This window comes from Serratia sp. 2723 (assembly GCF_050434425.1).
Taxonomy (GTDB): Bacteria; Pseudomonadota; Gammaproteobacteria; order Enterobacterales; family Enterobacteriaceae; genus Chania.
Map to the genome: position 1 here is coordinate 449231 of NZ_JBNDIN010000002.1, position 22929 is coordinate 472159.

General features: G+C 54.2%; 29 protein-coding genes. 14 read left to right on the forward strand and 15 right to left on the reverse strand.

Annotated features, from left to right (window positions below; genetic code table 11):
* Positions 1–401: 401 nt before the first annotated feature.
* From sspB to zapE, 5 genes are all read right to left on the reverse strand, one after another.
* Positions 402–902 (reverse strand): ClpXP protease specificity-enhancing factor, encoded by a 501-nt coding sequence (gene sspB / locus ABIE29_RS04695; RefSeq protein WP_429617046.1) that lies wholly within the window; start codon positions 900–902, stop codon positions 402–404.
* Positions 903–907: 5 nt separating this feature from the next.
* Positions 908–1549 carry a stringent starvation protein SspA gene (gene sspA, locus ABIE29_RS04700; protein ID WP_024483694.1) on the reverse strand — a complete coding sequence of 214 codons (642 nt, stop codon included), beginning with the start codon at positions 1547–1549 and terminating at the stop codon, positions 908–910.
* A 388-nt stretch (positions 1550–1937) separates the two neighbouring features.
* Complete coding sequence (rpsI, locus tag ABIE29_RS04705) at positions 1938–2330, reverse strand: 30S ribosomal protein S9 (RefSeq protein ID WP_429617047.1); 393 nt, start codon at positions 2328–2330, stop codon at positions 1938–1940.
* Between the two features lie 15 nt (positions 2331–2345).
* Positions 2346–2774, reverse strand: coding sequence for a 50S ribosomal protein L13 (gene rplM, locus ABIE29_RS04710; protein ID WP_021180678.1), 429 nt, complete (start codon positions 2772–2774; stop codon positions 2346–2348).
* A gap of 295 nt (positions 2775–3069) precedes the next feature.
* Positions 3070–4200: a cell division protein ZapE gene (zapE, locus tag ABIE29_RS04715; protein ID WP_429617048.1), complete on the reverse strand. Its 1131-nt coding sequence runs from the start codon at positions 4198–4200 to the stop codon at positions 3070–3072.
* 229 nt (positions 4201–4429) lie between these two features.
* Between zapE and zapG the strand changes: the two genes are divergently transcribed.
* From zapG to degS, 3 genes are all read left to right on the forward strand, one after another.
* Positions 4430–4828: a Z-ring associated protein ZapG gene (gene zapG / locus ABIE29_RS04720; protein WP_021180680.1), complete on the forward strand. Its 399-nt coding sequence runs from the start codon at positions 4430–4432 to the stop codon at positions 4826–4828.
* A gap of 198 nt (positions 4829–5026) precedes the next feature.
* On the forward strand, positions 5027–6400 hold the full coding sequence (gene degQ, locus ABIE29_RS04725; RefSeq protein WP_429617049.1) for a serine endoprotease DegQ: 1374 nt from the start codon (positions 5027–5029) through the stop codon (positions 6398–6400).
* Positions 6401–6489: 89 nt separating this feature from the next.
* Complete coding sequence (gene degS, locus ABIE29_RS04730) at positions 6490–7548, forward strand: outer membrane-stress sensor serine endopeptidase DegS (protein WP_429617050.1); 1059 nt, start codon at positions 6490–6492, stop codon at positions 7546–7548.
* A 105-nt stretch (positions 7549–7653) separates the two neighbouring features.
* On the opposite strand, the gene ABIE29_RS04735 is transcribed toward degS, so the two are convergent.
* The 10 genes from ABIE29_RS04735 to mlaF all read right to left on the reverse strand — a co-directional run bounded on the left by ABIE29_RS04735 (position 7654) and on the right by mlaF (position 14344).
* Positions 7654–8142, reverse strand: a complete 489-nt coding sequence (locus ABIE29_RS04735) for a tetratricopeptide repeat protein (protein ID WP_429617051.1) — start codon at positions 8140–8142, stop codon at positions 7654–7656.
* Positions 8091–8420, reverse strand: coding sequence for a hypothetical protein (locus ABIE29_RS04740; protein WP_429617052.1), 330 nt, complete (start codon positions 8418–8420; stop codon positions 8091–8093). The genes ABIE29_RS04735 and ABIE29_RS04740 overlap by 52 nt, the downstream gene beginning before the upstream one ends.
* Positions 8421–8441: 21 nt before the next feature.
* Positions 8442–9158, reverse strand: a complete 717-nt coding sequence (locus tag ABIE29_RS04745) for a DUF4123 domain-containing protein (protein ID WP_429617053.1) — start codon at positions 9156–9158, stop codon at positions 8442–8444.
* Positions 9159–9519: 361 nt separating this feature from the next.
* Positions 9520–10779: a UDP-N-acetylglucosamine 1-carboxyvinyltransferase gene (gene murA, locus ABIE29_RS04750; RefSeq protein ID WP_429617054.1), complete on the reverse strand. Its 1260-nt coding sequence runs from the start codon at positions 10777–10779 to the stop codon at positions 9520–9522.
* Positions 10780–10832: 53 nt separating this feature from the next.
* Positions 10833–11087 (reverse strand): BolA family iron metabolism protein IbaG, encoded by a 255-nt coding sequence (gene ibaG / locus ABIE29_RS04755; protein WP_021180689.1) that lies wholly within the window; start codon positions 11085–11087, stop codon positions 10833–10835.
* A 155-nt stretch (positions 11088–11242) separates the two neighbouring features.
* Positions 11243–11545 carry a lipid asymmetry maintenance protein MlaB gene (gene mlaB / locus ABIE29_RS04760; RefSeq protein ID WP_429617055.1) on the reverse strand — a complete coding sequence of 101 codons (303 nt, stop codon included), beginning with the start codon at positions 11543–11545 and terminating at the stop codon, positions 11243–11245.
* Positions 11545–12174: a phospholipid-binding protein MlaC gene (gene mlaC, locus ABIE29_RS04765; protein ID WP_429617056.1), complete on the reverse strand. Its 630-nt coding sequence runs from the start codon at positions 12172–12174 to the stop codon at positions 11545–11547. The genes mlaB and mlaC overlap by 1 nt, the downstream gene beginning before the upstream one ends.
* 14 nt (positions 12175–12188) lie before the next feature.
* Positions 12189–12737: an outer membrane lipid asymmetry maintenance protein MlaD gene (gene mlaD / locus ABIE29_RS04770; RefSeq protein WP_429617057.1), complete on the reverse strand. Its 549-nt coding sequence runs from the start codon at positions 12735–12737 to the stop codon at positions 12189–12191.
* A gap of 4 nt (positions 12738–12741) precedes the next feature.
* Positions 12742–13524 (reverse strand): lipid asymmetry maintenance ABC transporter permease subunit MlaE, encoded by a 783-nt coding sequence (gene mlaE, locus ABIE29_RS04775; RefSeq protein ID WP_429617058.1) that lies wholly within the window; start codon positions 13522–13524, stop codon positions 12742–12744.
* A gap of 4 nt (positions 13525–13528) precedes the next feature.
* Positions 13529–14344 carry a phospholipid ABC transporter ATP-binding protein MlaF gene (gene mlaF, locus ABIE29_RS04780; RefSeq protein ID WP_429617059.1) on the reverse strand — a complete coding sequence of 272 codons (816 nt, stop codon included), beginning with the start codon at positions 14342–14344 and terminating at the stop codon, positions 13529–13531.
* 460 nt (positions 14345–14804) lie between these two features.
* Here mlaF and ABIE29_RS04785 point away from each other — a divergent pair, with 460 nt between their 5' ends.
* The 11 genes from ABIE29_RS04785 to npr all read left to right on the forward strand — a co-directional run bounded on the left by ABIE29_RS04785 (position 14805) and on the right by npr (position 22905).
* A complete protein-coding gene (locus ABIE29_RS04785) occupies positions 14805–15782 on the forward strand; it encodes a calcium/sodium antiporter (RefSeq protein WP_429617060.1) in 978 nt (325 codons plus the stop codon).
* 15 nt (positions 15783–15797) lie between these two features.
* Entirely contained in the window at positions 15798–16784 is a 987-nt protein-coding gene (gene kdsD, locus ABIE29_RS04790) for an arabinose-5-phosphate isomerase KdsD (RefSeq protein WP_429617061.1), read from the forward strand.
* A gap of 17 nt (positions 16785–16801) precedes the next feature.
* Positions 16802–17356, forward strand: coding sequence for a 3-deoxy-manno-octulosonate-8-phosphatase KdsC (gene kdsC, locus ABIE29_RS04795; RefSeq protein ID WP_248945515.1), 555 nt, complete (start codon positions 16802–16804; stop codon positions 17354–17356).
* Positions 17353–17931 carry an LPS export ABC transporter periplasmic protein LptC gene (gene lptC / locus ABIE29_RS04800; protein WP_429617062.1) on the forward strand — a complete coding sequence of 193 codons (579 nt, stop codon included), beginning with the start codon at positions 17353–17355 and terminating at the stop codon, positions 17929–17931. The genes kdsC and lptC overlap by 4 nt, the downstream gene beginning before the upstream one ends.
* Positions 17900–18439 (forward strand): lipopolysaccharide ABC transporter substrate-binding protein LptA, encoded by a 540-nt coding sequence (lptA, locus tag ABIE29_RS04805; RefSeq protein ID WP_429617063.1) that lies wholly within the window; start codon positions 17900–17902, stop codon positions 18437–18439. Before lptC ends, lptA begins: the two co-directional genes overlap by 32 nt.
* A gap of 6 nt (positions 18440–18445) precedes the next feature.
* Positions 18446–19171 carry an LPS export ABC transporter ATP-binding protein gene (lptB, locus tag ABIE29_RS04810; protein ID WP_071682635.1) on the forward strand — a complete coding sequence of 242 codons (726 nt, stop codon included), beginning with the start codon at positions 18446–18448 and terminating at the stop codon, positions 19169–19171.
* A 50-nt stretch (positions 19172–19221) separates the two neighbouring features.
* Positions 19222–20658 (forward strand): RNA polymerase factor sigma-54, encoded by a 1437-nt coding sequence (gene rpoN / locus ABIE29_RS04815; RefSeq protein WP_429617064.1) that lies wholly within the window; start codon positions 19222–19224, stop codon positions 20656–20658.
* Positions 20659–20681: 23 nt separating this feature from the next.
* Complete coding sequence (gene hpf, locus ABIE29_RS04820) at positions 20682–20969, forward strand: ribosome hibernation promoting factor (RefSeq protein ID WP_024483719.1); 288 nt, start codon at positions 20682–20684, stop codon at positions 20967–20969.
* A 218-nt stretch (positions 20970–21187) separates the two neighbouring features.
* Positions 21188–21649, forward strand: coding sequence for a PTS IIA-like nitrogen regulatory protein PtsN (gene ptsN / locus ABIE29_RS04825; RefSeq protein ID WP_429617065.1), 462 nt, complete (start codon positions 21188–21190; stop codon positions 21647–21649).
* 129 nt (positions 21650–21778) lie between these two features.
* Entirely contained in the window at positions 21779–22636 is an 858-nt protein-coding gene (gene rapZ, locus ABIE29_RS04830) for an RNase adapter RapZ (RefSeq protein ID WP_021180704.1), read from the forward strand.
* Positions 22633–22905: a PTS phosphocarrier protein NPr gene (gene npr, locus ABIE29_RS04835; protein WP_021180705.1), complete on the forward strand. Its 273-nt coding sequence runs from the start codon at positions 22633–22635 to the stop codon at positions 22903–22905. The genes rapZ and npr overlap by 4 nt, the downstream gene beginning before the upstream one ends.
* The last annotated feature ends 24 nt before the right edge of the window (positions 22906–22929 follow it).

Consider the following 22929-nt stretch of genomic DNA (forward strand, 5'->3'; position numbering starts at 1 on the left):
GATCGAGCCCGCTGATTTTTCTGCGTAATACCCATCTTCTTACTTCCCCATTTCCCGAAGCTGCACAACCAACCCCCTCGCCCTTTGCCGAACGAGTTCGCTAATTTTTCTTCGTACTTACTCCCCTACTTCCCGAAGCTGCACAGGCCAACCAAGCGCTTCGGCCAGCCCCCTCGCCCTTTGCCGAACGAGTTCGCTAATTTTTCTTCGTACTTACTCCCCCACTTCCCGAAGCTGCACAGGCCAACCAAGCGCTCCGGCCAGCCCCCTCGCCCTGTGGGAGAGGGTTGGGGTGAGGGGAAAACCACGACTCCACCGCCTAAACATTACGCAAACCCCCGATCTACAGGCAATAAAAAAGGCGCAACCTGAGTTGCACCTTTTTCCCTGCCTGCTGTAGCTTACTTCACGACACGCAACGCCGGACGGCCACCACCGCGTGGCGGCTGTGGCGGTTCATCATCAGGGCCGTTATCGTCTTCAACGCTATCCTGACGCTCGCTATCAACCACTGACATCAGGCTCGTTGGGCTGGACACCTCTTCCAGCCCCTCGAAAGCCCCTTCATCTTCGTACTTGGCTTCCGGTTCAAACAGGGTACCTGCCCCGTTCTCTCGCGCATAAATTGCCAGCACGGCCGCCATTGGCACCAGCACCTGACGAGGAACACCACCAAAGCGTGCGTTAAAGGTGACTTCGTCGTCACCCAGTTGCAGGTTGCCGACGGCACGCGGAGCAATGTTCAGCACAATCTGACCATCGCGTGCAAATTCCATCGGAACCTGCACGTCTGGGCGCATCACGTCCACAACCAGATGCGGAGTCAGTTGGTTATCCAACAGCCAGTCATAGAATGCCCGCAAAAGATAAGGACGGCGCGGGGTCATCTGAGACATATCCATGATGCTTAGCCCCGAGTCTGCAGGCGCATTTCGCGCTCGGCTTCGGTCAGAGAGGCCAGGAATGCATCACGCTCAAAGACGCGGGTCATGTAGCCTTTCAGCTCTTTGGAACCGGCACCGCTCAGTTCGATACCCAGTTGCGGCAAACGCCACAGCAGCGGGGCCAGGTAGCAGTCTACCAGGCTGAACTCTTCACTCATGAAATACGGGGTCTGGCCGAAGATTGGCGCAATCGCCAGCAGCTCTTCGCGCAGTTGACGGCGCGCTGATTCAGCTTCCTGGCCGTTGCTCTGCTCGATTTTGTACATCAGCGTGTACCAGTTTCTTTCGATTCGCAGCATCATCAGACGGCTTTCACCACGTGCCACCGGGTACACCGGCATCAACGGCGGATGAGGGAAACGCTCATCAAGGTATTCCATGATGATACGGGATTCATACAGCGTCAGCTCGCGATCAACCAGCGTCGGTACCGTTTGGTATGGGTTGAGGTCGATCAGATCCTGTGGCAGATTATCGGGTTCTACCTGCTCGATCTCGACGCTGACGCCTTTTTCCGCCAGTACGATACGTACTTGATGGCTAAAGATGTCGGTCGGGCCAGAGAACAGCGTCATTACCGAACGTTTGTTGGCAGCGACAGCCATGAAAACCTCCAAGTTATCTAGAAAATACGGCGAATAGCCAAAATACCCATCACTCCACGAGCCATTGCGTTGTTGCCGCCTGGCTGCGACGTGAAATTGATTGGGTATCTCAGGCTGCTATCCTGAATAATCGTGACCGCAAGCCCGCAGCTCACAGATAAACCTTAGGTCTGGAAAACGGCCTCGGAGGTAGACTGACAGCACTGCACGGCGAACAGGCGCAAAAGTGGGTGATAGTTTACCAGATTTTGACTGTTTTGTGGTGACTATGCGTTAATTTATCACCTAACACACTGATTTTAATTAATTTTAATCTGATTACAGGCATAAAAAAACCCGCCGAAGAGGCGGGTTTTTCGCGTAAATCGTCCTGCCGAAGCAGAAAAAATTAACGCTTGGAGAACTGCGGACGGCGACGTGCTTTACGCAGACCGACTTTCTTACGCTCAACTTTACGCGCGTCACGAGTGACGAAGCCAGCTTTACGCAATTCACCACGCAGAGTCTCGTCGTACTCCATCAGTGCACGGGTGATACCGTGACGGATAGCGCCAGCTTGACCAGAAATACCACCACCTTTAACGGTGATGTACAGATCCAGTTTGCCAACCATGTCGACCAGTTCCAGCGGTTGACGAACTACCATGCGGGCAGTTTCGCGACCGAAGTACTGTTCCAGGCTGCGCTGGTTAATAATGATGTTACCACTGCCCGGCTTGATAAAAACGCGAGCGGCGGAGCTTTTGCGGCGACCAGTGCCGTAGTATTGATTTTCAGCCATTGCCTATAATCCCGATTAGATGTCAAGAACTTGCGGTTGCTGTGCCGCGTGAGTGTGCTCGGTGCCCGCGTAAACTTTCAGTTTACGGAACATTGCACGACCCAACGGACCCTTTGGCAGCATGCCTTTAACCGCGATTTCAATCACGCGCTCAGGACGGCGGGCAATCATCTCTTCAAAGGTCGCTTGCTTGATACCACCGATGTGGCCGGTGTGGTGGTAATACACCTTGTCTGTACGCTTGTTGCCGGTTACAGCAACTTTTTCTGCGTTCAGAACGATGATGTAGTCACCGGTATCAACGTGCGGGGTATATTCCGCTTTATGCTTGCCGCGCAGACGACGAGCCAGTTCAGTAGCGAGACGGCCTAAAGTTTTACCGTCTGCATCAACAACATACCAGTCACGTTTTACGGTTTCTGGTTTAGCTGTAAAAGTTTTCATTAGAAAGCTTACCCAATAATTTAGTTACACGTAGGTGTTCACCCAACGCTCGAAAACAGTTGAGGCTCACACGACCATCAAGTCCAGCAAACCTACCCCTTCGAATAGCCATTGCCGGCACTATACAAAGTTTTGGGAAAAAAACTTTGTTGTAACGTGGGGTCGCAAGATTATAGAGAAGTCGCTCACAAAGGTCGACCTGTTTTTACCGGGAAAACGGATTTAGCGCGGGGGGCCGATCTGGCAACGATAATCGGGGACGCAACTGGGCCTGGAAGCCAGGCCCGAACGCCGTTTACGGCAGATGAGGCAGCTTCAGATACTCCTCGCTCTGCATCTCTTGCAGGCGGGACAGGCAACGCTGAAACTCGAACTTCAGCTGTTCGCCCTGATAGATCTCGAACATCGAAGCTTCGGCGGCAATCACCAGTTTGACGTGGCGCTCGTAGAATTCGTCCACCAACGCCAGGAAACGGCGGGCGGTATTTTCCTTCAGCGGCCCCATAATGCGCACATTATACAGTATTACGCTGTGATAGAGGCGTGACAACGCGATGTAATCCAGTTGGCTACGCGGCTCTTCACACAGGGTATGAAAATCGATCGCCAATACCCCTTCCACCGCGCGCAAGGTGGGCATTGGCCGGTGATTGATTTGCAGCACCGGAGCCTCTTCCCCGGCGTGGCCCGCCAGCTTGAGGAAGATGCGATCCATCGTGTCCTGTGTTTGCTGATTGAGCGGGGTCAGATACAGATGGGCCTGCGTCAGGGTACGCAACCGGTAATCGATGCCTGCATCCACGTTCATCACGTTGCAATACTCGTTGATCAAATCGATCGCCGGCAGGAAACGTGCGCGTTGCAGCCCGTTGCGATACAGGTTGTCCGGAATGATGTTAGAGGTAGCCACCAGTGTAATACCGCGAGCGAACAGCGCCTGCAACAGCGTTGCCAACAACATGGCATCGGTGATATCGGAGACAAAGAACTCGTCAAAACACAGCACGTCCGTTTGCGCCTTGAAGCCGTCGGCGACGATCTCCAGCGGGTTTTCCTGCCCTTGCAGCTCCGTCAGCTCTTCATGTACCCGCAGCATAAAGCGGTGAAAGTGCAACCGCAGTTTGCGATCGCCGGGTAGGCTGTGGAAGAACAGATCCATCAACCAGGTCTTGCCCCGGCCAACGCCTCCCCACATATATAGCCCCTGCACCGGGCGCTGAGCAGGGGTTTCCTCACGCTTACCCAACCAACGGTTGAGCAGCGTGCGGCGCTTGCCAGCGTTAGCGGCGGCGGGAGCCGGTAGCTGTTGCAACGCCTGATAGATCTGATCCAACTGCGTAACGGCCTGGCGCTGAACCGCATCGGCCTGATATTCCCCCGCATCCAGCGCCTGCTGGTAGCGTGATAACGGTGACTGTGCCTGCATGTATTCGCAATCCCTAACAACGCTGAGAATTTATTTATCCAATTTTCGCGGCGGATGGCGGCCGCTTCGCACCCTGATCGCCACATTTATCGGCGTCTTGCCCCTAGAAAACCCCTGCAAACTGCAGGTATTGGCTTATCAGGATTCCACTCGGACAAGGTTAACGGTTATAGTGGATATTATTAAGTGAAAAATCCCTGCGGAACAACGAAGTCAAATAGGAGTCATCATGACCTGGGAGTATGCGCTGATTGGTTTGGTGGTCGGTATCGTGATCGGTGCGGTAGCGATGCGTTTTGGTAACAGTAAATTACGTCAGCAACAGGTGCTGCAAAACGAACTGGATAAAAGCAAAACCGAACTTGAAGAGTACCGTCAGGAGTTGGTTGGCCATTTTGCCCGCAGTGCCGAACTGCTGGATAACATGGCACGCGACTATCGCCAGTTGTATCAGCATATGGCGAAAAGCTCCAATAACCTGCTGCCGGATCTGCCGATGCAGGACAACCCATTCCGCTATCGCCTGACCGAAGCGGAAGCGGATAACGATCAGGCGCCAGTAGAAATGCCACGTGACTACTCCGAAGGGGCCTCCGGCCTGCTGCGCGGCGCACCACGCGGTAATTGATTCCCCGTTATACTGACCCGTGGGGTGATCCCACGGGTTGTTCACTTTGTTCGTCCTAACTCCCCGCCCTGACTATGCTTACTCTTGACGATTAAGTGAACTTTTCGCGTAAATTCATTGTCCTAGACTTCACAAATGATATTGCCATGGCAGTATCGTAAAAAAATTCACCGGCAGATTTTGAGAGAGCTACAACCAATGAAGAAAAGAACTTTAATTCTTAATGCATTAGCAATGAGTATTAGCCTGGCGTTCGCCTCCGTCCCGGCAGCCAACGCAGCCATGCCTGCCGCCGTTGCGGGTGAGTCGCTGCCAAGCCTGGCACCAATGCTGGAAAAAGTGCTACCCGCCGTGGTTAGCGTGCGTGTAGAAGGCACTCAGGTACAACGCCAGCCACAGCTGCCAGAGCAGTTTAAATTCTTCTTTGGCCCGAACATGCCTACACCGAAAGAAAGCACTCGCCCGTTTGAAGGGCTGGGTTCCGGTGTGATTATCGACGCGACGAAGGGTTACATCCTCACCAACAACCACGTCATCAATAACGCCGACAAGATCAGCGTACAGCTCAATGATGGCCGCGAATATGACGCCAAGCTGATTGGCCGCGACGAACAGTCGGACATTGCCTTGCTGCAGGTCAGCGATGTCAAAAACCTGACGGCGGTAAAAATCGCCGACTCCGACAAACTGCGCGTTGGTGATTTTGCCGTGGCCGTTGGTAACCCGTTCGGCCTTGGCCAGACGGCGACCTCCGGTATCATCTCCGCTTTGGGCCGTAGCGGTCTGAGCCTGGAAGGGTTGGAAAACTTCATCCAGACCGATGCCTCCATCAACCGTGGCAACTCCGGCGGCGCGCTGGTGAACCTGAACGGTGAACTGATCGGCATTAACACCGCGATCCTGGCTCCGGGCGGCGGTAACATCGGCATCGGCTTCGCCATTCCAAGCAACATGGCGCAGAGCCTGAGCAAGCAGCTGATTGAATTTGGTGAAGTGAAGCGCGGCCTGCTGGGCATCAAAGGCAGTGAAATGACCGCCGATATGGCGAAAGCGTTCAATACGGACGCCCAACGCGGGGCCTTTGTCAGCGAAGTAATGCCAAAATCCGCCGCAGCCAAAGCCGGGATCAAAGCCGGTGATATTCTGATTTCCCTGGACGGCAAGCCGATCAGCAGCTTTGCCGAGCTGAGAGCCAAAGTGGGCACCACCGCACCGGGCACCACAGTTAAAGTGGGCCTGCTGCGTGAAGGCAAACCCATGGACGTTGCCGTCACCCTGGATAACAGCGAAAGTGTATCAACCAACGCCGAAACGTTGTCGCCTGCGCTGCAAGGTGCCGCACTCACCAACGGTGCGCTGCCAAACGGTGATAAAGGCGTGAAGATCGACAAGGTGGATAAAGGCACTCCGGCGGCACAGTTTGGCCTGCAGAAAGGGGATGTGATTATCGGCGTCAACCGTCAGCGCGTTGAAAACATCAACGCACTGCGTAAGCTGCTCGAGGCTAAACCGGCGGTGATGGCGCTGAACATCGTACGTGGCGACGAAAACATTTATCTGTTGCTGCGTTAATTTGTTGCGAAACCGGGCGCGCCAGCATATTGCGCCCGGTTAACTCGTGCTATCCTCCCTTCATCTTCCCCAACACTAACTAAAACTCTATGTTTGCTAAGCTCTTGCGTTCTATTGTTATTGGTTTGGTCGTCGCCGGTATACTGCTGGCCGCCCTGCCCGTATTGCGTTCCGCCAATAACATATTCGCCAGCAAATCTGAGAATACCAGCGATCAAACTCCGGCCAGCTATAATACCGGCGTGCGCCGGGCTGCTCCTGCCGTCGTCAACATCTACAACCGCAACATCAGCGGCGCGGCCAACGTGCTCTCTCTGGGCTCCGGTGTGATCATGAACGATCGCGGCTATATCATTACCAACCGCCACGTAATCAAAGACGCCCAGCAGATCACCGCCGTACTGCAAGATGGCCGCCGCTACGAGGCGTTATTGGTCGGTTCCGATAGCCTGACCGACCTGGCAGTACTGAAAATCGATCCTGGCAACTTGCCAGTGATCCCAATCAATACCGCACGCCCTGCACGCATCGGTGATGTGGCGCTGGCGATCGGTAACCCGTACAACCTTGGGCAAACCGTTACCCAGGGCATTATCAGCGCTACCGGGCGTATCAGCCTGAGCACCACCGGGCGACAAACCTTCCTGCAAACCGATGCTTCAATCAACCGGGGTAACTCCGGCGGTGCGCTGGTTAACTCCCTGGGTGAGCTGATGGGCATCAACACGCTGACCTATGACAAGATCACCGATGGCGAAACACCAGAGGGGCTAGGCTTTGCCATCCCGGTAGAGTTGGCAACCAAGATCATGGATAAGCTGATCCGTGATGGCCGGGTGATCCGCGGCTACTTTGGTATTCAGGGTAAAGAGATTATCCCGGTGCGCACCTCGGCGACCGGCATCGACCGCCTCCAGGGGATCATCGTGACCGAAATTACCCCTAACGGCCCGGCCGCCAATGCGGCGTTCCATATTAATGACATCATCATTAACGTCGATAACAAACCGGCGGTTTCGGTATTGGAGACTATGGATCAGGTGGCGGAGATCCGCCCTGGGACGGAGATCCCGGTGGTGGTGCTGCGCGATGGGCAACGCATTACGCTGCATATGGCGGTGGGTGAGTTCCCGGAGGATAATAACTAACAGCAGAGATCATCCGTAGCAAGGCGATGGTTTATTACTTTCTTAACGGCTGCGTCTAATGGCGCTACAGGTGAAGCGGTATTAAACGCAGTTATGATATAGAATTCAACATCGCTCAGATTGTGCCCAAGATAAAAAATGCTGCTTTTGCTCTTCCGGAGACACTATATCTTCATCGTCAAAATTGAAAATAGGAACTATATCCTCTGATTTCGCGTGCTTGCCCTCATGGAATTCATAGGCAATCAACCCGCCAGACATATCTCTGCACATACTGGAAGGATAGACATTACGTTTAGCACCTTTGCACATAAACACAACATCAGAATAATGATTTCTTATTTCGCAAAAACAAGAAAATGCATCGCCACTGACTGCTTCATATTCGGCTTGGTCGTTGAAGACTACTTTCTTGCCATTCTCATACATAACGCCTAAATTAAATTGGGCATAAACCAAGCCTTGATCTGCTGCTTTACGGTACCAAAATATTGCCTGCTCTGGATCTGCTGCTATACCATTACCATGGCTATACATTAACCCTAGATTAAATTGGGCATAAGAATAACCTTGCTCTGGGGCTGAATGCTGCAACTCATAGCAATATCTACCGATTTGTCCTCCAGAGGGGCGGACTCACGCTCCATATCACCAAGCATGAATTGCTGTTTCATGTTCAGCAGCGAGCCATACCACCAGTCTGCATTGGTCTTCTTGTAGCTCGCCATCACCTGGCTGAACTCCGACAGGATTTGCTTAACATCCTCATCTTTATCGGCTAAGGTCAACTTTGACTGTGGGAGCGGAGACTTCCCTTCCAACACGCGAGTATAATCTTCAAGCGTTCTGATTCTTCCCTGATAGTAATCCATGACATCGGCTCTCCATGATAATTAAGCGTGTGCGAGGGTGCGCAGGATCTCGGCCAGGATCTGGGGATCGCGACGGCGCTGCGGAGTAAGCAGGCGGCGTATTTTTTTCTCCAATATCGCGTCAGGCCAACGGGCAACCACATCGGCGTAGTCCCGCCGCAGGATCTGGCAGATATTGAGCACCAGAGGCAATACGTCCTTATCCAGCTGTGCATCCACTACACCTTGAGGGACTCGCCACCAAGGGAACACCTGTAACGGCGCATCAGGTATTACCGGGCAGGTGAAAGCTCGGCCATTAACCCAATAAGCGGAAAAGACCGGCAGGATCTCGCCCCAGTGGTCGCCGTAATAGTCAAAGTAGGTAGGGAGGAACCGGCCATCCCAATAACGGAAAAACACCTCTTTACCTGAAGGCATGATCACCTGGGTCAGGCCACGAAGATGGTCCGTAATGGTTGTCTGAGACAGCGGCGAACGTGCCAGCCAGCCCCAATTGCGCAGGGGCGTCTCTGCCACCCAGCGCAGGAATGGACTACCTTCATTGATTTGCACCAACACCGGCATCACTTCAAACCAGTTGGCATATTGTGTGTTGGCATAAAGCCCGAAAGGCGTGCGGCTACCGTCCTCACGGTAATAGGCTTTGATGCCTTCAGCACCGTTGGTATTGGCCAGAACGGCGTATAACGGCGTGCCAACCGTGTTCCTCAGCCAGTCCGGTAAGGTCTGTTGCATGGCTCTTCTTCCTTGACGACGCAAATAATGAGTGTGGCGATCGCGCAAATGGCAATGACGCGCCTTTCCCGATTGAAACACGACCGAACTGGCGCTTTTAGCGGGAATATCATTAGCATGACTGGAGTATGGAGTATCTACCGCATACGTAGAGTAATGAGGATAAAAGCTGATATCAATGTTTCCAGACACTTAATAGCAAAAATGTCGTTGTAAACATTGAAATTTTTTATAGTAAAATCTTAACCGTAAACCTGGCTAATGGTTTTAATCGATCAATCAAGGAGGGAGCAGGGAGAGGCACTAAGATATTGAAGCACCTACGCCCCCCAGAAGGGGCATAGGTTATTAGCTGTTACGATTACTCGCCTTTCACACGTTCGATATTGGCACCCAGCGCACGTAGTTTGTCTTCAATGCGTTCGTAGCCACGGTCGATGTGATAAATACGATCCACCACCGTTACGCCTTCGGCAATACAACCCGCCAATACCAGGCTGGCAGAGGCACGCAGATCGGTCGCCATCACCTGTGCACCAGAAAGCTGCTCTACGCCGTGGCAAATCACGGTGTTGCTTTCGATTTCTGCGTGTGCACCCATACGGATCAGCTCAGGCACGTGCATAAAGCGGTTTTCGAAGATCGTCTCGGTGATCACGCCGGTCCCTTCCGCTACCAGGTTCAACAGGCTGAACTGCGCCTGCATATCGGTTGGGAAACCAGGGTGTGGAGCCGTGCGCACGGTTACCGCTTTCGGGCGTTTGCCATGCATGTCCAGGCTGATCCAATCTTCACCCACTTCGATATCGGCCCCTGCTTCACGCAGTTTGGCCAACACCGCATCCAGCGTATCTGGGCGAGTATTGCGGCACATCACCTTGCCACCAGAAACGGCAGCGGCAACCAGGAAGGTACCGGTTTCGATACGGTCTGGCAGCACACGGTAAACTCCGCCACCCAGGCGTTCAACGCCTTCAATGGTGATCCTGTCCGTGCCAGCGCCGCTGATTTTGGCACCCAGCGTGTTGAGGAAGTTGGCGGTATCAACGATTTCCGGCTCACGCGCCGCGTTCTCGATGATGGTGGTACCGGTCGCCAGGGTTGCGGCACTCATGATGGTGACGGTCGCGCCTACGCTGACCTTATCCATCACGATATGTGCGCCCTTCAGGCGCCCTTCCACAGAGGCTTTAACGTAACCCTCTTCCAGTTTGATTTCCGCACCCAGCTGCTCCAGGCCGGTAATGTGCAGGTCAACCGGACGTGCGCCAATGGCACAGCCACCGGGCAGCGAGACCTGACCACGGCCAAAACGTGCTACCAGCGGCCCCAATGCCCAAATGGAGGCACGCATGGTTTTCACCAGATCGTAGGGAGCACAAAACTCGTTCACGCCACTGGCATCAACATAGACCGAACCGTTACGCTCGATCTTGGTGCCCAACTGGCTGAGCAGTTTGATGGTGGTGTCAATGTCCTTGAGCTTCGGGACGTTTTGCAGTTCAACAGGCTCTTCCGCCAGCAAGGCGGCAAACAGGATCGGCAGGGCGGCGTTTTTCGCCCCGGAAATGGTCACTTCACCGCTGAGACGGGTACGGCCATGCACACGAAATTTATCCATTTAACTACTCTCTGTTATCTGTTCTGAGCTGCCTGCCCGCTGGGCAAACAGCCTTAAAATCCGTTGAGTTTGCGATCCCGCTGCCACTCTTCTGGGGTATATGCCTTGATCGACAAAGCATGAATGCGGTTGTCCGCGATGTATTCCATCAGCGGCGCATAGACGGCTTGCTGTTTCTTGACGCGGCTCATGGTGGCGAACAGTTCCCCCACGGCAATCACCTGAAAATGGCTGCCATCGCCGGTCACATGCGCTTCTTCCAGTGCCAACGCCTTCATCAGCACGTCTTTAATTTCGCTATTTTCCATAGTATCCAATTCTGCATCGAAGGATCATAGTCACCCGGGGCGACTTCTTGACGTCTATCTTAGTAGAATCCGCCGCTTTCTTAAACCAAAGAAAAAGCCCCTGAGCAACAGGGGCCTTTAACTGATTTTTCCCGGTCTAACAGCCAGAAATGCGGCTAACTAGCGGTTTCGACAGGTATTATTGCTGACAAATTGTAGAGCGTGATCAGCGTTTGCAGCCGTTCGGTGATGCCGGAAATTTTTATCTCAATTCCCTGCTGGTGCCGTTGCTCACGTAAATGCAGCAGCAGGGCCAGACCGGAAGAGTCCACACGCTGCAACTGAGCCACATCAATCACGGTTTTATCCGCCAACAACATCTCACGCTGCTGCCACAGCGGCAATAACGTCTCACGATCCAGCTCGCCGCTCAGCACCAGCGTTTGCTGTTGTGATACCCAGCTCAGCGCTGCGGCCATCAATTTTTCTGATCCAGGGTGATCGGCTGTTTGGCGGCCGCTTGCAGCTGCTGGGTCAAACCGTCTACGCCTTTGAGGCGCAGGGTTGATGCCCATTCATTCTGCTTGGTGGTGATCATGCTCACGCCTTCGGCAATCATGTCATACGCCTGCCAGTGGCCGGTTTTGCTGTTCTTGCGCCATTGGAAATCCAGACGCACCGGTGGGCGGCCACCTTTATCGATGATGGTCACGCGGATCGCGATGATATCGGCATTGCCTAACGGCTGTTCCGGTTCGATCTGATAGGTCTGGCCTTGGTACATGGCTAACGCCTGGCCATACGCCTGCTCCAGATAGGCCTGGAAGGCGGTGAAGTAAGCTTCGCGCTGGGCTGGCGTGGCGTCTTTGTAGTAACGGCCCAATACCAGCGCACCGGCATATTTCACCTGCACGAACGGCATCAGTTCTTCATGCACGATGGCGCGCAGGTAGTTGGGATCCTGCTTGATTTTTGGCTGCTCGCTTTTCAGGCGGGTGAAGGTTTTCTGCGCTGCGTCTTGCATCAGGCTGTAGGGGTTAGTCTGATCGACCGCATTAGCTAGCGGAGCAACCACCAGCAGGGCAACCATTAAAAAACGTTTCAACATGCAGGTTTCCTCGATTAATGAGTTGTAGCGGAATGCGCTGCGGCATCCGGTGCCGGAGCTGCAGCGGCGCCATCCGGTGAATTCGGGCTATCCTGACCACCGCTCTTGTAGAGGAACTGGCCGATCAAGTCCTCCAGCACCATGGCTGATTTGGTATCCTGAATGGTCCCACCATCCTTAAGGATAGCCGTACCCATCTCGGGATCTTCAAAACCGACGTTCAGCGCCAGATACTGTTCACCCAGCAGGCCGGAGGTACGGATCGCCAACGAGCTGGTGTCTGGCAGTTGGTTGTATTGTTGCTGGATATCCAGTGCCACGCGTGGCGTGTAGGTCTTCGGATCGAGCGAGATAGCCGCAACCCGGCCAACCATCACCCCACCGATCTTCACCGGCGAGCGAGCTTTCAAACCACCAATATTATCGAAGGTGGCGTAGATACGGTAAGTCGGTTCATTACCGATCGATTTAATATTGGCCACCTGGAGGCAGAGGAAGATGATGGCGCACAGCGCAATCAGCATAAACGCCCCAACCCAGATTTCACTCTTCTTCGTTTGCATCGAATCAATTCCCAAACATCAGTGCAGTCAGCACGAAATCCAATCCCAACACCGCCAGTGACGAATGTACCACGGTCCTTGTCGTTGCCTGACTAATCCCTTCAGAGGTCGGTACGGCATCATAACCATTGAAGATCGCAATCCAGCTAACGGTAATGGCAAATACCACGCTCTTGATCAGGCAGTTAAGTAAATCCTGACGCCATTCTACGGCCCCTTGCATCGCCGACCAGAAGAAACCGCTGTCGATCCCCTTCCAGTCCACGCCAACAATCGCGCCACCCCAGATACCGATGGCCACGAAAATAATCGTCAGCAGCGGCATACTGATAAGACCGGCCCAGAAACGTGGGGCAACAATACGCCGCAACGGATCGATCGCCATCATTTCCAGGCTGGAGATCTGCTCGGTGGCCTTCATCAGACCGATTTCGGCCGTCAGAGCCGAACCGGCGCGGCCAGCGAACAGCAGAGCGGTCACTACCGGCCCCAGTTCACGTAGCAATGACAACGCCACCATCATGCCCAGGCTCGCCTCGGCACTGTAGGTGGTAAGGATGATGTAACCTTGCAGCCCCAATACCATGCCGATAAACAAGCCGGAAACCATGATGATCAACAGCGACTGAACGCCCACGCTGTATAGTTGTTTGAGCAGCAGCGGCCATTGTTTGCGCGGTTCCGGGCGCCCAATCAGCGCGTGGAACAGCATCAGCCCGGCGCGTCCAAAGGCAGCGCTGGTGTTGATGCCACGGCGCCCTAACGACGCTAACGCCTTTAAAAACATGAGGTTATTTACTCCCTTCCCCTAAAAGCTCTGTCTGATAATCACCGGCTGGGTAACGGAATGGTACCGGCCCATCGGCAATACCATCCAGAAACTGGCGCACTCGCGCATCAGGATTGTTCTGTAATTGCGGTGCCGAACCTTCGGCAATCACATGGTGGTCCGCCACAATATAGGCGTAATCCGCGATACTCAAGACTTCTGGCACATCATGGGATACCACGATGCAGGTGATCCCGAGCGCGTTATTCAGCTCATCGATCAGTTTGACCAGCACGCCCATGGTGATCGGATCCTGGCCAACGAAGGGTTCGTCGAACATGATCAATGTCGGATCCAGCGCAATAGCACGCGCCAGGGCAGCTCGCCGGGCCATCCCGCCGGAAAGCTCGTTTGGCATCAGATCTGCCGCGCCGCGTAGCCCTACGGCTTCCAGCTTCATCAGCACCGTGCTGCGCAGGATCGGCTCTGGCAGGCGGCTGTGCTCACGCAGCGGGTAAGCCACGTTCTCAAATACCGTCAGATCGGTGAACAGCGCTCCCGACTGAAACAACATGCTCATCTTCTTGCGTGATTCATACAACTGATGGCGCGACAGCGCCGGGATGTTGTCCCCATCAAACCAGATCTCGCCGCAATCCGGGCTCAACTGGCCACCAATCAGGCGTAACAGCGTGGTTTTACCAATGCCGGACGGCCCCATGATGGCCGTTATCTTGCCACGAGGAACCGTCAGGTTGATGTCTTCAAATATCAGCCGATCGCCGCGAGAGAAGCTCATACCGCGCACTTCGACCAGATTATCTGCCTTCTGGTGCATTTTTATTGATCCTGTACAGGCTATTTTTTGCCAACTCATCCGTGATGGTAAAGCAAATAGGGGCGATACGTCCCATTTTTACCGAAACTTACCGTCAATGCGCTACCAATGATGCCATAGGTTTTACTTTTAGGCTCCAGACGGTCAAAATTAGGTAATAACGTAAAAAAACAAAATTGTTCAATTTTTATACCCTATAAATTTCAAGTTGCTGCTTGAAAGACGAGGGGTATAGCCGGGAAAATTCGTTGTTATGTGCAACGAGGGGTAAGCAAGCTGGCCGATGATGGTCTTTAACCAACGAACCGGGATTATTATACCCTATGGATTTCAAGCTGCAGCTAGGCGACAAGCTCGTTCATCCTCAGGAACTTACTTTAGTAAGTGACTGGGGTGGGCGAGTGCGGGTAACAACGCTGCAGCTTGAAAGACAACGGGCATACCCAATATAGGACCCTGAATGTTTCTCGCGATAGTACTGTTGATCGTTGGTTTATTTTTACTGGTGTATGGGGCAGATAGACTGGTTTATGGTGCGGCGGTGATTAGCCGCTCGCTGGGGGTTCCCCCGTTGATTATCGGCATGACGATAGTCGGTATCGGCACGTCACTGCCAGAATTGATCGTGTCGGTCACCGCCGCCCTCAATGGGCAGACCAACCTGGCGGTTGGCAACGTGATTGGCTCCAACATCACCAATATTTTACTGATCCTGGGGGTGGCAGCCCTGATCCATCCGCTGTCGGTTCGTTCCGAAGTGTTACGGCGTGAATTACCGCTGATGCTGGGGGTTATTCTGTTGTGCGGCTATGTGCTGATGGATAACACCCTGAGCCGGTTCGATGGCGTGCTGCTGCTGTTAGCCGCCACCGGTTTCATCCTGCTGATGCTGAAAATCGCCAGGCTGGCGCAACGTGAAGGCAACGACAGCCTGACGGTGGAGCAACTCGCCGAACTGCCGCAGGACAGCAGCAACACCGTGGCCTTTCTCTGGCTGGTGCTGGCCTTCATTATTCTGCCGCTGTCATCAAAGATGATCATCGATAACGCCTCAGTGATTGCCCACTACTTCGGCCTGAGCGAACTGGTGGTTGGCCTGACGATTATCGCCATCGGCACCAGCCTGCCCGAATTGGCCACCTCGATCGCCGGAGCACTAAAAGGCGAAGATGATATGGCGGTAGGGAATATCATCGGCTCGACGATTTTTAACACGGTGATTGTACTGGGCGTCCCCGCCCTGCTGTCACCGGGCAGTATCGATCCCGCCGCCTTCCAGCGTGATTACTGGGTAATGCTGGCTGCCAGTATCCTGCTTGCCGCGCTGTGTATTGGCCGCAAACATCGTATCGGTCATCTGGCAGGAGCTCTGTTATTATGTGGCTTTATTGCGTATCTTGCAGTGCTGTTCTTTAACCCTTTCAGTACGTTCGGCTAACCGTTGAGAATGAGTATGTCATCTATCCAGTTGCAACCGGGCTTTGACTTTCAGCAGGCCGGCAAAGAAGTACTCCAGATTGAGCGTGATGGCCTGGCCCAGCTCGATCGGTACATCAATGCAGATTTTACCCGGGCATGTGAAGCGATCGCCGGATGCTGCGGTAAAGTCGTGGTCATGGGCATGGGTAAATCCGGCCATATCGGCTGCAAAATTGCCGCCACGCTGGCCAGCACCGGAACCCCGGCGTTCTTCGTGCATCCGGCGGAGGCCAGCCACGGCGATCTTGGCATGGTGTCGGCGCAGGACATCGTGCTGGCGATCTCCAACTCCGGTGAGTCGAACGAAATTCTGGCGCTGATCCCGGTGTTGAAACGCCAGCAGATCCCACTGATTTGCATGACCAACAACCCGGAAAGCTCGATGGGCAAGGCGGCAGATGTGCATCTGTGTATCAAGGTGCCACAGGAGGCTTGCCCACTGGGTCTGGCTCCTACCACCAGCACCACTGCCACCTTGGTCATGGGTGATGCGTTAGCCGTAGCGCTGCTGAAGGCCAGGGGCTTTACCCCGGAAGATTTCGCCCTGTCTCACCCTGGTGGAGCATTGGGGCGCCGCCTGCTGCTGCGCGTTAGCGATATCATGCACAGCGGCGACGAAATTCCGCACGTCAGCGCCGAAGCCTCGCTGCGCGACGCGCTACTGGAGATCACCCGTAAAAATCTGGGCATGACGGTGATCTGCGACGACCTGATGAAGATCGCCGGTATTTTTACCGACGGTGACTTGCGCCGGGTGTTCGATATGGGCATCGATCTGAATAATGCCAAAATCACCGACGTCATGACCCTGGGCGGTATCCGGGTGCGCCCGAACCTGCTGGCGGTCGATGCGCTCAATCTGATGCAGCAACGCCATATCACCGCCGTGCTGGTTGCCGATGGCGACCAATTGCTGGGTGTGGTACATATGCATGACATGCTGCGCGCTGGCGTCATTTAATGAAAGGAACCAACTGCATGAGTCTGGTTGAAACCTGTTACGGGCCGGTAGCTGAAGAAGTCATGGCACGCGCCGGGAAAATCCGCCTGTTGATTTGTGATGTCGACGGTGTGCTGTCAGACGGCCTGATCTACATGGGCAATAACGGTGAAGAGCTTAAAGCCTTCAACGTCCGTGACGGCTACGGCATCCGCTGCCTGAAAACCTCGGGGATCGAGGTAGCCATCATCACCGGGCGTTCGGCCAAGCTACTGGAAGACCGGGCAAAAACGTTGGATATCACCCATCTGTATCAGGGGCAGTCCGATAAGCTTTTGGCCTTCCGTGAACTGTTGGATAAACTGTCCCTGATGCCAGATGAAATCGCCTACATCGGCGACGATCTGATCGACTGGCCGGTGATGGCCGAAGTCGGTCTGGCCGTAGCAGTGGCCGATGCACATCCAATTTTGTTACCTCGCGCCCATTATGTGACCCGCATCAACGGTGGTCGTGGTGCAGTACGCGAGCTGTGCGACCTGATCCTGCTGGCGCAAAACAAGCTGGAGGACGCCAAAGGGCTGTCAATATGAGTAAAACCAAACTTTGGATCACCCTCTTGCTGACCGTGATCGCGCTGGCGCTGATTGGCTGGAACATGGCCGATTTCAGTGATGACAGCAGCTCGGTACCGGTCAACAACCAGGACCCGACCTATCAGAGCCAGCATACCGTGACCGTGGTGTACAACCCGGCCGGGCAACTAAGCTACAAGCTGGTGGCAGAAGAGGTTAAATATTACACCGCCGATGAGTTAAGCTGGTTCACCCAGCCGGTGATGACGCTGTTTGATGAGCGTGCCGTGGCCACCTGGTCGATACGCGCCGATCGTGCCAAGCTGACCAAAAACCGCATGCTGTATCTGTACGGCCACGTGGAGGTGAACAGTTTGACAACCACCTCACAGCTGGAAAAAATTAAAACCGATAATGCCCAGATTAATCTGGTCACCCAGGACGTCTCTTCCGATGATGAAGTGACACTGTTCGGCACGAATTTCACCTCTAACGGCATGAAAATGCGTGGTAATCTGCGGAACAAAACCGCTGAGCTGATTGATAAGGTCAAGACCAACTATGAAATTCAGAACCAAAAGCCAACTCCGTAATCTGTTGATCGTCAGCCTCGTTTTGACCGCCAGCTCCCCCGCATTGGCGTTGAAATCCGACTCTGACCAACCGGTAAGTATCGACTCGCTGAAACAGTCGCTGGATATGCAGAGCAACGTCAGCACCTTTACCGACAATGTGGTGATCAAGCAGGGCACTATCGAGATCAAGGCCGACAAGGTCGTGGTCACGCGCCCGGGTGGCGATCAGAACAAAACCTATATTGAAGCGTTCGGCACTCCGGTAACCTTCTACCAGATGCAGGACAGCGGCAAGCCGGTAAAAGGCCATGCGCAGAAAGTCCGTTACGACGTTGCGACACAGCTGATCACCCTCACCGGCAACGCCTATCTGGAACAGCTCGACAGCAACGTGAAGGGCGACCGTATTACCTATCTGGTGCCACAGCAGCAGATGCAGGCGTTCAGCGATAAAGGCAAACGCGTGACCACGGTTCTGGTGCCATCACAGTTGCAAGACAAAAACGGTCAAAAGAAGAGTAACTAATTACTTATGGCAACACTCATCGCAGAAAACCTGGCGAAAGCCTACAAAGGCCGCAAAGTCGTTGAAGACGTGAGCCTGAAAGTGAAATCTGGCGAGATCGTCGGCCTGCTGGGGCCAAACGGTGCCGGTAAGACCACCACTTTCTACATGGTGGTTGGCATCGTTCAGCGCGACGCCGGGCGCATCGTGATCGATGACGAAGATATCAGTATCCTGCCGCTGCACGCCCGAGCACGCCGCGGTATCGGTTACCTGCCGCAGGAAGCCTCAATCTTCCGCCGCCTGAGTGTTTACGACAACCTGATGGCGGTGCTGGAGATCCGCGCCGATCTCACCAGTGAACAGCGCAACGATCGGGCTATCGAGCTGCTGGAAGAGTTTCATATCTCCCACCTGCGTGACAATCTGGGCCAATCGCTTTCCGGGGGTGAACGCCGCCGCGTGGAGATTGCCCGCGCGTTGGCCGCCAACCCGAAATTTATCCTGCTGGATGAGCCTTTCGCCGGGGTTGACCCGATTTCCGTTATCGATATCAAGAAAATCATCGAGCACCTGCGTGACAGCGGCCTTGGCGTGCTGATCACCGATCATAACGTACGCGAGACGCTTGACGTGTGTGAACGTGCCTATATCGTCAGCCAGGGCAAGCTGATTGCCCACGGTACACCGGACGCCATTCTGGCCGATGAGCAGGTGAAACGCGTTTATCTGGGCGAAGAGTTCCGCCTATAAGCTCTAGCGGCAGGCCAACAGGCCACCGTTAACGGAAGTAGCAGAAGATTATGAAGCAAGGTTTGCAACTCAGGCTCAGCCAGCAACTGGCCATGACCCCCCAACTTCAGCAGGCGATCCGCCTGTTGCAGCTGTCCACGCTTGAGCTCCAGCAGGAGATCCAACTGGCACTAGAGAGCAACCCGCTGCTTGAACAGTCCGAAGACCAGCACGAAGAGGTCGACACCAAAGAAAGCATCGAGACCGAAGGGCTAGACACCCGCGAAGCGCTGGAACAGAAGGACATGCCCGAAGAGCTGCCTCTGGATGCCACCTGGGATGAGATCTATACCGCGGGTACCCCTTCCGGTACCGGTACTGATTATGGCGATGACGAACTTCCGGTCTATCAGGGCGAAACCACGCAAACGCTGCAGGACTACCTGATGTGGCAAGTGGATCTGACGCCGTTCTCCGACACCGATGCCGCCATCGCCACCTCGATCGTCGACGCCGTTGATGACACGGGCTATCTCACCGTACCGCTGGAAGACATTCTGGAAAGTATGGGTGACGATAATGTGACGATGGACGAGGTCGAAGCGGTATTGAAGCGCGTACAGCGTTTTGATCCGGTCGGCGTCGCGGCACGCGATCTGCGTGATTGCCTGTTGATCCAGCTTTCCCAGTACGCCAAAGACACTCCCTATCTGGCTGAAGCCCGTCTGATCGTCAGTGAACATCTGGATTTGCTGGCCAACCACGACTTTCGCAGTCTGATGCGAACAACTCGCTTAAAAGAAGATACACTGAAAGAAGCGATGGTGTTGATCCACTCGCTCGATCCGCGCCCCGGGCAATCGATCAATACCGGGGAATCCGAGTATGTGATCCCGGATGTGCTGGTACGCAAGGTGCAGGATAAGTGGGTGGTGGAGCTTAATGCCGACAGCATCCCACGGCTGAAAATCAACCAGCAATATGCGGCACTGGGCAACACGGTGCGCAACGATGCCGACGGCCAGTATATCCGCAGCAATTTGCAGGAAGCAAAGTGGCTGATCAAGAGTCTGGAAAGCCGGAACGACACGCTGCTCAAGGTGACCCGCTGTATTGTCGAACAGCAGGAAGCGTTCTTTGAACAGGGTGCAGAATTTATGAAGCCCATGGTGCTGGCAGATATCGCCCAGGCCGTGGAAATGCATGAGTCGACAATCTCACGCGTGACGACGCAGAAGTTCCTGCATAGCCCGCGTGGTATTTTCGAATTGAAGTATTTCTTCTCCAGCCATGTGAATACCGACAGCGGTGGCGAAGCCTCCTCTACGGCGATCCGGGCATTAGTGAAGAAATTGATCGCAGCGGAAAACCCCGCCAAACCGCTTAGCGACAGTAAACTGACCACGATGCTTTCCGATCAGGGGATCATGGTGGCACGGCGCACCGTCGCCAAGTACCGAGAGTCTTTGTCCATCCCGCCGTCCAACCAGCGTAAACAGTTGGTTTGACCTCTATAGAGAAGGAAGACATTATGCAGCTCAACATTACCGGACACCACGTCGAAATCACCGAACCCATGCGTGAGTTCGTCAACACCAAGTTTGCCAAACTCGAGCAGTATTTTGACCGCATTAATCAGGTATATGTCGTACTCAGTGTGGAAAAAGTGCAGCAGATTGCGGAAGCAACGGTGCATGTGAATGGCGGCGAGTTGCACGCCACCTCGGAAAAAGAAGATATGTATGCCGCAATTGACTGTCTGATCGACAAACTGGCGCGTCAATTGAACAAACATAAAGACAAACTAAAGCAACACTGACATTCTGGGCCGTTATGCGATGCATAATGGTCCACATCGTAGTCAAATTGGCTACACGGCAACCCTCGGCGCAGCACCTGTATGGGTATGCGCCGATAAGCCATCAGGGTTAAACAGGCGAAAAACCGTTTCATGAAGGTTATCAGCGCAAGCCTACTTGCCAATGGTAAAGCAGGCTTGCAATAAAGCGACAGGATGCGGTTTTAAGTGAAGATGAGATGAACAACGAAATAATGCAATTAAGCTCGGTGTTAAACATCGAGTGCACCAGAAGCTCGGTACACTGCACCAGCAAGAAACGGGCTTTGGAAATTATCAGCGAGCTGGCGGCCAAACAGCTCAACCTACCTTCACAGGTGGTGTTTGACGCAATACTTACCCGGGAGCGTATGGGCAGTACCGGTATCGGCAACGGTATCGCGATCCCACATGGCAAACTGGAAGAGGACACTTTGCGGGCCGTTGGCGTGTTTATCCGCCTTGAGCAACCTATCGCCTTTGATGCCATTGATAATCAACCAGTCGATCTGCTGTTCGCCTTGCTGGTACCGGCCGATCAATGTAAAACTCATTTGCATACGCTGTCGCTGGTTGCCAAACGGCTGGCCGACAAAACCGTGTGCCGCCGCCTGCGCGCAGCGCTGAGCGACGAAGAGCTGTATCAGATCATCACCGAGTAACCATCGGCTGGCGTGACTTTCAGCCATGAAAACGCTACTGTTTTACTTATGATATATCCGGGCCGTGGCCCGGATAATAGATCCTAACGGTGGCGATGAGCGCCATTGAGATGCCAGGGGAGTTACCACATGGTGCTGATGATTGTCAGCGGCCGTTCCGGTTCGGGGAAATCCGTCGCCTTGCGGGCGCTGGAAGACATGGGTTTTTACTGCGTTGATAACCTGCCCGTGGTGTTGTTGCCACAACTGGCCCAGACGCTGGCCGAACGTAATAGCTCCGCTGCGGTAAGCATCGACGTCCGTAACATGCCGGAATCGCCGGAAGTGTTTGAATATGCAATGACCCAGTTGCCGGAGAGCTTCACACCACAGCTGCTGTTCCTTGATGCCGATCGCAACACCCTGATCCGCCGCTACAGCGACACCCGTCGCCTGCATCCTCTCTCTGCCAAGAACCTGTCGCTGGAAAGCGCGATCGATGAAGAAAGCGATCTGCTGGAACCGCTGCGTTCCCGTGCCGATCTGATCATCGATACCTCGGAAATGTCGGTGCATGAACTGGCGGAAATGCTGCGTACCCGTCTGTTGGGCAAACGCGAACGCGAGCTGACGATGGTGTTCGAATCCTTCGGCTTCAAGCACGGTATTCCTATCGATGCCGATTACGTGTTCGACGTACGTTTCCTGCCCAACCCGCACTGGGACCCAAAACTGCGCCCGATGACCGGCCTGGATAAACCCGTGGCCTCGTTCCTCGATCGCCACACCGAAGTGCACAACTTCATTTACCAGACCCGCAGCTATCTGGAACAGTGGCTGCCGATGCTGGAGACCAACAACCGCAGCTATCTGACCGTCGCCATTGGTTGTACCGGCGGTAAGCACCGTTCGGTGTACGTGGCTGAACAGCTGGCGGATTATTTCCGTTCACGCGGCAAGAACGTGCAGTCACGTCACCGCACACTGGAAAAGCGTAAACAACAATGACGGTCAAGCAGACGGTTGAAATCAAGAACAAGCTGGGCATGCACGCCCGCCCGGCTATGAAGCTGTTTGAGCTGGTGCAGAGTTTTGACGCCGAAGTGCTGCTGCGTAATGACAGCGGCACCGAAGCGGAAGCCAGCAGCGTGATCGCGCTGCTGATGCTGGATTCCGCCCAGGGCCGCCAGATCGAAATTGAAGCCACCGGGCCGCAGGAAGAACAGGCCCTGGCAGCGGTGATTGAGCTGTTCAACTCAGGCTTCGACGAAGACTGACCCCCCGACAAATAACTTCACTAT